Raw genomic sequence first — 7,502 nt, 5'->3', positions numbered from 1 at the left:
GGGACCGCCTTGCTTGGCCGGCTGCTCGGCGCGCGAGCCGGCCCGCGCGCGGCCACCGCCCTGCTGCTGACCACGTCGATGCGCGACTTCGCGATCGCCGCCGGCCTCGCGACCGCCGCGTTCGGCCCGGCGGCCGCCGCTCCGCTGGGGTTGTACGGCATCCTCGTGCTTGTGTGGGGCACGGCCGTGGCGGGCCTGCTGCGCCGCCGCGCCGCCGCCGCGCACGTTCCTGAGCTGCCCAAGGCCGGCGCCGCCGGCCAGCGCGGCGGCTCCTAAATGCCCCTGACAGGCGACTTTGTACACTCTGTGACCATCTGGCGCCCGGAATGCCCGATTTGTCCACGCACAAAGTGTCCAAAGTCGTACTTGCGGGACTCCTGGGACGCCAGGGAAACGCCCGCCAAGAGTCGGCCGGTCGGCCGGCTAGGCACGGCGCGAGCGGGCCGCGGGGTCCTCACTGGCACGGCACGCGGTACGGCACGTCGGGCACGTACGTCGACCACTCCGTCGCGGTCAGCGGCTGGCCGAGGTTGGCGCAGATGGCCGCTTCCGCCGTCGCGGGGTCGGTATCCCACAGGTGCACGGTGCCGTCGTCGCTTGAGGCCGCGAGCTCACCGCCGGCCGGCGCGAACGCGACCGAGTACACGTGGCCGGCCGGTCCGGTGAGGGTGGCGATCAGCGACGGGCTGGCCGGGTTGGCGACATCCCACAGCCACACGGTGCCGTCGGTGACGCCGGCCGCGAGCGTGTCGCCGTCCGGGCTGAGCGCCACCGCCCAGATGTACCCGGCGGGCCCGGTCAGCGGCGCGCCCACCAGGACCGGGCGTGCCGGGTTGGCGACGTTCCACAGGCGGATGGTCTTGTCCGCGCTGCTGATGGCGAGCAGCTTGCCGTCCGGGGTGAACGCCAGCCCGATCGCGTAGCTGGTGAACCCGCCGAGCGGCTTGCCGAGCAGGACCGGGCGGGCCGGGTCCGCCACGTCCCAGAGCCGGGTGAGGTTGTCAGTGCTCGCCGCGGCGAGCGTCCTGCCGTTGGGGGAGAAGACCACCGTGTACACGTAGGTGCCCGAGTCGTGCACCGAACTCAGCTGACGCGGGCGGGCCGGATCGCTCACCGACCACAGCCGAACGGTCCCGTCGTCGCTGCCGGTGGCGAGGATCGCGCCGTCCGGGCTGAACGCGACCGTCTCGTCGTTGCCCATCGCGGTCACCCGGAACGGCCTGCCGAGCGGCGCGAGCGTGCCCGCGTTCAGCAGCCCGGCCGTGCCGTCGCTGTAGGCGACCGCGATGACGGCGCCGTCCGGTGAGTACGCGAGCCCGTTGACGAACGTGTTCGCGGGCAGCAGGTGCGTCGCGATCAGCTGGCGGGTGGCCGCGTTCCAGATCTGCACGTTCTGGCCGCCGACGGCGAGGATCTTTCCGTCCGGGCTGTAGGCGACCGACGTCGCCGCGTTCCCCGTCGCCAGCACAGGCGTCGGCACCGTCCACAGCGAGATCGTCCCGTCCGCGTCGCTGGACACGATCCGTCCCGGGCCGTCCCAGGCCACCGAGGTGACCGGCTGCGTCTGCGGCAGCGTGTCGGCGAGCGCGCGGGTGGCCAGGTTCCAGACCAGCACGCTCGCGTCGGACGTGCCCGCCGCGAGGGTCGTCCCGTCCGGGCTGAACGCGACCGTGTTCACCCAGTTCGCCGCGCCGCTCAGCGTTCCGTCGGGGAAGGCCGCGCCGGCCGCGGCCGTGCCGCCCCGCGCGGCCGCGGCCAGCCGCCACAGCCACACCTTCTTATCCTGGCTGGCCGCGGCGAGCAGCCGGCCGTCCGGGCTGAACGCCACCCCGGAGACCTGCATGGCCGGCCCGGTGAGCGGCATGCCCGCGAACGCGACGGGCCTGGCCGGACTGGCGACGTTCCACAGCCAGACCGTGCCGGTCGCGGTGCCCGCCGCGAGCGTCCGGCCGTCCGGGCTGAACGCGACCGACTCCACGTACGCGTCCGCGCCCGGCACGGTCAGCGGCCTGCCGAGCGGCACGGCGCGGGCGGGGTCGGTCACGTTGAAGAGCCGGACGGTGTCATCCGCGCTGCCCACCGCGAGGGTGCGCCCATCGGGGCTGAACGCGACCGAGTAGATCGTGTTGCGCGGCCCGGTCAGCGGCACGCCGAGCGGGCGCGGCCGGGCCGGGTCCGACACGTCCCAGAGGCGGACCACCTGGCCGGCGCCGGCGGCGGCGAGCACGCGGCCGTCCGGGCTGAACGCCGCCACGTACAGCGGATCGTTGAAGTTCTCCCCGGCCAGCGTGGCGACGAGAAAGGGATGGCCGGGATCGGCCACGTCCCACAGCCGGAGCGTGCCGTCGGCGCCGGCCGCCGCGAGCAGCGTGTGGTCCGGGCTGACCGCCGCCCACTGCACGATGCCCGGCGAGTCGACGATGCGGGCTGCCGACGCCGTGCCAGAAGACTCGAGCAGGCTGGCCGTCGCCAGCTGGGTGTGCACGAGGCCGTAGGCCGAGACGCTGAGCTGCGCGGCCAGCGACGGGTCCTGGCCGCGGATCTGGCCGGCCTCGAGCGCGGTCTCGTCCGCGCTCGTCTCCTGCTGCGCGGTCGAAGCCGCCTGGCGCTGCCTGAAGGCGTAGACCGTCAGCCCGGCGACCACGACGACGAGGGCGGTCAGCACGGCCACGATGCCCTGCAGCCACCGGGTGCGGCGCCGCCGCGCACGCCGCAGGGCCGAATCCTGCGCGATCGAGGCGTCGACGAATTCGGCGGCGAGCGCGGGCAGCGCGGCGCGGTTGTCCTCGTCCGCCACCCACTCCCTGGCCACCGCCAGCTGGCTGCCGCGCCACAGCGCGGCGTTCTCCCGGTCGGCGTCCGCCCACGTGCGGGCGCCCTGGGTGATCCGCCTGCGGGTGCGCAGCCCGTCCATGCCGCCCTCGATCCAGGACCGCAGCCGCGGCCAGGCCGTGAGCAGGGCGTCGTGCGTGATCTGGGCGGAGCCCGCGTCCACCGTGATCATCCGCTCGTCGACGAACGTGGCGAGCACCTGGTCGCCGTCGCCGCCCCAGTCGCGCAGCTCGCCGAGTTCGACGCTGGCGCGGCTCGGCGGCAGGTCGTCGGCCACGTGCACGAGCCGCAGGAACAGCCGTCTCGCCAGCTGCTGCTGGTCCGCGGAAAGGCTACCGTACGCCCGCTCCGCGGACTGGGTCAGCGCGTCCTTGATCCCGCCGCTGGCCAGGTAGTCCGCGATCGTGAGCGTGCCGCCGCGGCTGTGTTCCCAGGTGGCGAGCATCGCGTGCGACAGCAGCGGCAGCGCGCCTGGCTCGTACGCGCCGCCCTGCGGCGCGTCGTGCGGGGCCAGGTCCGCGAGCAGCAGCCCGACCAGGCCATCTTCGACGTCCACGCGGGCCAGCCGGGCCGGCTCGGTCACCGCGCGGCACACCTGTTCCGCCGTCATCGGGCCGAGCACGACCTGCCGCGACTGCAGCGCGCTCGCCAGCGCGGGATAGCGGATGGCGTGGTCGTAGAAGTCGGCGCGCAGCGCGAGCACGACCAGCGCGGTCCTGGCCAGGTCGCACAGGCCGGCGATGAACTCCCGCCGCTGCGTCTCGTCCTGGCACAGCGTGAAGACCGCCTCGAACTGATCGACGATGACGGCCGGCCTGCCGCCGTCGGCCCCCTCCTGGCCGGGCGTCAGCCCGGCGAGGTGCGCCTTGAGGTCGGCGACGGGGGTGTGCGTCGGCTCGAGCACCGTCACCGGCCCGGCGATGCCGGGGGCCGCGTCGGCCAGTTCCCGCAGCCGGGGCAGCAGGCCGGCGCGCAGCAGCGACGACTTGCCCGCGCCGGAAGGCCCGACGAGCATCAGCGGCAGCGCGGTCGCCTCGGCCGCGAGGTCGACGAGCAGGTTGGTGACTTCCTCGCGGCCGAAGAACCAGCGCGCGTCCTCGACCTCGAACCTCGCCAGGCCACGGTACGGGGTGTCGGTCTTCCGGCCCGGCGGCCGCCTGGCCCGGCGCAGCGCGGCCTCCCACCACGCTGTCGTGCCGGGATCGGCCTCCCCGCACACGTCGAGGATCCGCAGCAGCTGCTGGCGGTCGGCCGGCAGGTGGCGGCCGGAGAAGTAGTCGCCCGTGGTGCTGACCGGGATGCCGGTCGCCTTCGCGACCTCGCGGATCTTCAGTCCGGCACGCTCTCGCAGCGCGGTGAGCTCGCGGCCGAAGTCCGCTTGTGTCGCGATCCGCTCCGGGTCAGGGGAAGCCTGTTGGTCAGCCATGGGTCTCCCAAGGTGTCACCACGACATGCGCGTAAGGAAAGCTCGCGTCCGCAGGAGACCGCGCATGGAAGGGCGCCCCCCTAAGGACCCTATGCATTGAGATGACACATGGACCGGCAGCGGAGTTCTTCGCGTTTTCGGATATCGATGCGAATTTGCGATCTGTCGCGCGCTTCGCCTTGCTTGTCCGACTCTGTCCGGACATAGGCGGCAAGCCTGCGTAAAGGCCCGCGAAGCGGGCACAATGGCGCACCAGGGCGGGGACACGGGGCGGGGGCGCACCGGGGGGCGTGCGGTCCCGCGGACCGGATCCGATTCCGGGCCGCGGGACCGCCACGGCCCACCCCCGATCTCCCGCGAACCCGGCCACGCTCCCGCGAACCCGGGAGCCTGGCTATTCGCCCGTGAACTCGGCGACGGCCGCCTCGAACGCGTCGAAGGCCCGCTCCACCGGCCCGCGCTGCGCCGAAGGCAGCCAGTGCACCGCCCGCGCGAACCCAGCCGCCGCGTACGCTTCGAGCACCCGCGGATCGGCAGGCACGCCCATCACGATCAGTCCCACCGCCCGGTCCGCCCGCGCCCGCAGCTCCTTCGCCCGCTCCAGGATCCCCGCGGGCGCGTGGTTCGGGATCCAGGCGTCCCCGAACGCGAGCACCCGGTCAAGCACGCCCGGCCCGTCCCCGCCGACGAGCACCGGCGGGTGCGGCCGTTGCGCGGGCTTCGGCCACGACCAGATCCGGTCGAACGACACGTGCGACCCGGCGTAGCTGGCCTCCTCGGACGTCCAGATCGCCTTCATGGCCTCCACGCGCTCCCGCATGATCGCCATCCGGACCCGCGGGTCGGTGCCGTGGTTGGCCATCTCTTCCCTGTTCCAGCCCGCGCCGACGCCGAACTCGAACCGCCCGCCGGACAGGACGTCGACCGACGCGACCTCCTTGGCGGTGATGATCGGGTCCCGCTGGATCACCAGGCACACGCCGGACCCGACCCGCAGCCGGGTGGTCGCGGTCACCGCGGCGGTTACCGCGACGAACAGGTCGAACGTGTGCGCGTACCTGCGCGGCAGCGGCCGCCCGCCAGGCCAGGGCGTCGCCCGGCTCGCGGGGATGTGCGTGTGCTCGGGGAAGAACAGCGACTCGTGCCCGCGCTGCTCGGCCAGCCGCGCCACGTCGGCGGGCGCGATCGCATCGTGTGTCGGGAAGATGGCTACACCGGTGTCCATGATGAAAGACCCTATTATCCCGAACGGACAGTGCCGTCTCCCCGCCCCACCGGCCGCCGGCCCCGTGGACGCGGCGCCGGCGCGGGTACCAAGCTAGAGTCCGGCGGCCGCGGCGGCGAGGGGAGCAAGTCATGGCGGAGAAGAGCTACACGTCGGCGGTCTCGGCGGCGCCGCTGCTCGGCGACACGATCGGGGAGAACTTCGACCGCGCGGTCGCCGGGTACCCGGGCCGGATGGCGCTCGCGGACGTGCCGGCCGGCCGCCAGTGGACGTACGCCGAACTCGCCGCGGAAGTCGACGCGCTCGCCCTGGCCCTGCTCGGGCTGGGGATCACCAAGGGGGACCGGGTCGGGATCTGGGCGCCGAACTGCGCCGAGTGGGTCTACACCCAGTACGCCACCGCGAAGATCGGCGCGATCCTGGTGAACATCAACCCCGCCTACCGCATCAGCGAGCTCGAGTTCGTGCTGAACCAGTCGGGCACGCGGCTGCTTGTCGCCGCGCAGCGGCTGAAGACCTCCGACTACGCGGCGATGATCGCCGAAGTCCGGCCGCGCTGCCCGCGCCTGGAACAGGTCGTGCTGCTTGGCTCAGGCGCCTGGACCTCGCTGCTCGACGCCGGCCACGGCGCCGACCGGTCCGCGCTCGGCGCGATCGAGCTGAGCGCCGACGACCCGATCAACATCCAGTACACCTCGGGGACCACCGGGTTCCCTAAGGGCGCCACGCTGTCCCACCACAACATCCTGAACAACGGGTACTTCGTCGGGGAGCTGTGCAACTACACCCACGAGGACAGGATCTGCATCCCGGTGCCGTTCTACCACTGCTTCGGGATGGTGATGGGGAACCTGGCGGCGACCAGCCACGGCGCGGCGATCGTGATACCCGCGTCGGCGTTCGACCCGGCGGCGACCCTGGCGGCGGTGCAGGCCCAGGGCTGCACGTCGCTGTACGGGGTGCCGACGATGTTCATCGCCGAGCTCGCGGTGCCCGGCTTCGACACGTTCGACCTGTCCAGCCTGCGCACCGGCATCATGGCAGGCTCGCCTTGCCCGGTCGAGGTGATGAAGCAGGTCATCGACCGGATGGGCATGACCGAGGTGTCGATCTGCTACGGCATGACGGAGACCTCGCCCGTGTCCACCCAGACCCGGATGGACGACTCGATCGAGCGCCGGGTGGCGACCGTCGGCCGGGTGGGCCCGCACATCGAGGTCAAGGTGATCGACCCCGCGACGGGCCTGACCGTGCCGCGCGGCACTCCAGGCGAGCTGTGCACCCGCGGCTACTCGGTGATGCTCGGCTACTGGGAGCAGCCCGACAAGACCGCCGAGGTCGTCGACGCCGCCCGCTGGATGCACACAGGCGACCTCGCCGTGATGGACGACGACGGCTACCTGTCGATCACCGGCCGGATCAAGGACATGGTGATCAGGGGCGGCGAGAACGTCTACCCGCGCGAGGTCGAGGAGTTCCTCTACACCCACCCCGACATCCTGGACGCGCAGGTGATCGGGGTGCCGGACCCCAAGTACGGCGAGGAACTGATGGCCTGGATCCGGCTGCGGCCAGGCGCCGCCGCGCTGACCGCGCAGGCGCTGCGCGAGTTCTGCGACGGGAAGCTGGCGCACTACAAGATCCCGCGCTACGTGCACATCACGGACGAGTTCCCGATGACCGTCACCGGCAAGGTCCGCAAGGTGGAGATGCGCGAGAGGTCCATCGAAATCCTCGGCCGCACGCCGTAACCGCGGAACTTTGGCCGCCGAGCCAGCCGCCCAGACCACCCGGATAGGCGCGAGCAGGACTGAGCGCGCAACATAGGACCCGGGCCGCTGGGACAAAACCCCATAATCCGGACAAAAAATATGCCGCTCGGGTCCTAAGTTGCCGATACCCCCACTGCCTGAGAGCGTATTCCGGCTCCGCCCTGTCCCGAAAGTGGATTGCAGCATCATTATTGTCCAGCCGTAACGGCTCACGATGGGCTGGCGTTTAGGACGGTGATAGAAAATG

Annotated in this window: 4 protein-coding genes; 2 read left to right on the top strand and 2 right to left on the bottom strand. The window is 72.3% G+C overall.

The window, feature by feature from the left end:
- Nucleotides 1-276, top strand: a 276-nt coding sequence (locus Q1N79_RS08535; RefSeq protein ID WP_300606383.1) for a hypothetical protein, incomplete at its 5' end; no start/stop codon positions are given.
- Between the two features lie 178 nt (nt 277-454).
- On the opposite strand, the gene Q1N79_RS08530 is transcribed toward Q1N79_RS08535, so the two are convergent.
- Both Q1N79_RS08530 and Q1N79_RS08525 read right to left on the bottom strand, forming a co-directional pair.
- Nucleotides 455-4,258, bottom strand: coding sequence for a helix-turn-helix domain-containing protein (locus Q1N79_RS08530; protein WP_300606380.1), 3,804 nt, complete (start codon nt 4,256-4,258; stop codon nt 455-457).
- A 394-nt stretch (nt 4,259-4,652) separates the two neighbouring features.
- The gene (locus tag Q1N79_RS08525) at nt 4,653-5,483 is read right to left on the bottom strand and encodes a TIGR03619 family F420-dependent LLM class oxidoreductase (RefSeq protein WP_300606377.1); all 831 of its coding nucleotides are present in this window, start codon (nt 5,481-5,483) and stop codon (nt 4,653-4,655) included.
- A 131-nt stretch (nt 5,484-5,614) separates the two neighbouring features.
- Here Q1N79_RS08525 and Q1N79_RS08520 point away from each other — a divergent pair, with 131 nt between their 5' ends.
- Nucleotides 5,615-7,234 (top strand): AMP-binding protein, encoded by a 1,620-nt coding sequence (locus Q1N79_RS08520; RefSeq protein WP_300606374.1) that lies wholly within the window; start codon nt 5,615-5,617, stop codon nt 7,232-7,234.
- Nucleotides 7,235-7,502: the final 268 nt, after the last annotated feature.

It is taken from the genome of Trebonia sp. (assembly GCF_030042015.1).
In the GTDB taxonomy this organism is placed as follows: domain Bacteria; phylum Actinomycetota; class Actinomycetes; order Streptosporangiales; family Streptosporangiaceae; genus Trebonia.
Note: the sequence above shows the minus strand (reverse complement) of the source record. Positions and strands in the feature narration are given on the sequence as shown.

Coding starts and splice junctions, on each gene's coding strand:
- Q1N79_RS08520 (WP_300606374.1), top strand. CDS start 5,615: ATGGCGGAGAAGAGCTACACGTCGGCGGTCTCGGCGGCGCCGCTGCTC.
- Q1N79_RS08525 (WP_300606377.1), bottom strand. CDS start 5,483: ATGGACACCGGTGTAGCCATCTTCCCGACACACGATGCGATCGCGCCC.
- Q1N79_RS08530 (WP_300606380.1), bottom strand. CDS start 4,258: ATGGCTGACCAACAGGCTTCCCCTGACCCGGAGCGGATCGCGACACAA.